This is a genomic window from Simplicispira lacusdiani (assembly GCF_003604195.1).
GTDB lineage: Bacteria > Pseudomonadota > Gammaproteobacteria > Burkholderiales > Burkholderiaceae_C > Simplicispira > Simplicispira lacusdiani.
The window spans coordinates 1-1175 of the sequence record NZ_QXGR01000032.1; the positions used below are offsets into that span (position 1 = coordinate 1).

Annotated in this window: 1 protein-coding gene; it reads left to right on the forward strand. The window is 65.6% G+C overall.

Features of this window, described 5'->3' with window-relative positions; translation table 11 throughout:
* Positions 1–1175, forward strand: a 1175-nt coding sequence (locus D8S75_RS17245) for an O-linked N-acetylglucosamine transferase, SPINDLY family protein (RefSeq protein WP_442475923.1), incomplete at both ends; no start/stop codon positions are given.

Sequence of the window (1175 nt, forward strand, 5' to 3'; positions counted from 1 at the left end):
CTGAACTACCACCCGGACAAGAGCGCGGAGGAGATCTACGCGGCCTACGAGGAATACGAGGAGAGGTTCGGCAAGCCCTACAGGGGGCAGTGGAGGGCGCATGGGAACGCACCGGCGGCGGGGCGCAGGCTGAAGGTGGGCTACATCTCGCCGGACTTCAGGCAACACTCGACGAGCTACTTCCTGGAGCCGCTGCTGGCGCACCACGACAGCGCGCAACTGGAGGTGTACGCGTATGCGGACCTGGCGCGAGAAGACAGCCAGACGGCGCGCTACAAAAGCTACGTGGACCACTGGGTGGCGACCAAGGGGCTGGACGACGACGCGCTGGCAGAGAAGATCCGTGCCGACGGCATAGACATCCTGGTGGACCTGGCCGGGCACACGGCAGGAAACCGGCTGGGAGTGTTCGCGCGCAAACCGGCGCCGGTGTCGGTCAGCTGGATGGGCTACGGATACACGACAGGGCTCAAGGCGATCGACTACTACCTGACGGACGAGGAAAGCGCGCCCGTGGGCAGCGAACACCTGTTCTCGGAAAAGCCCTGGCGGCTGCCATGCACCTTCACGGCCTACATGCCACCGCAAGAGCAGATGGGGGACGTGAACGAACTGCCGGCGCTCGAACGCGGGCACATCACCTTCGGCACCCTGACGCGGGCGGTGCGGATCAACCAGCACACGATAGAAGCCTGGTCGGAGATTCTCAGGAGAGTGCCCACGGCGAGACTCGTGATCGACAGCAGCAGCTACAAGGACGAACTGACGCGGGAAGGGCTGCTGGAGAAATTCGACGCCCAGGGGATAGACAGAAGCCGGCTGCAAGTGGGGTACCACAGCCCGCCGTGGGACGTACTGAGGGGCATGGACATAGGGCTGGACTGCTTCCCGCACAACTCTGGGACGACGCTGTTCGAGAGCCTGTACATGGGGGTGCCGTACATCACGCTGGCGGGCAGGCCCAGCGTGGGCAGGCTGGGGGGCTCGATCCTCAAGGGAGCGGGGCACCCGGAGTGGATAGCGCGCACGCAGCAGGAGTATGTGGAGAAGGCGGTGGAGCTGGCGGGGGACGTGCAGAAGCTGGCGCGCACGAGACGGGAGCTGCGCGGGCAGCTGCGGGCGAGCGAGCTGCTCGATGGGCAGGGGTTTGCGAGGAAGGTCGAGCAGGCCTATGC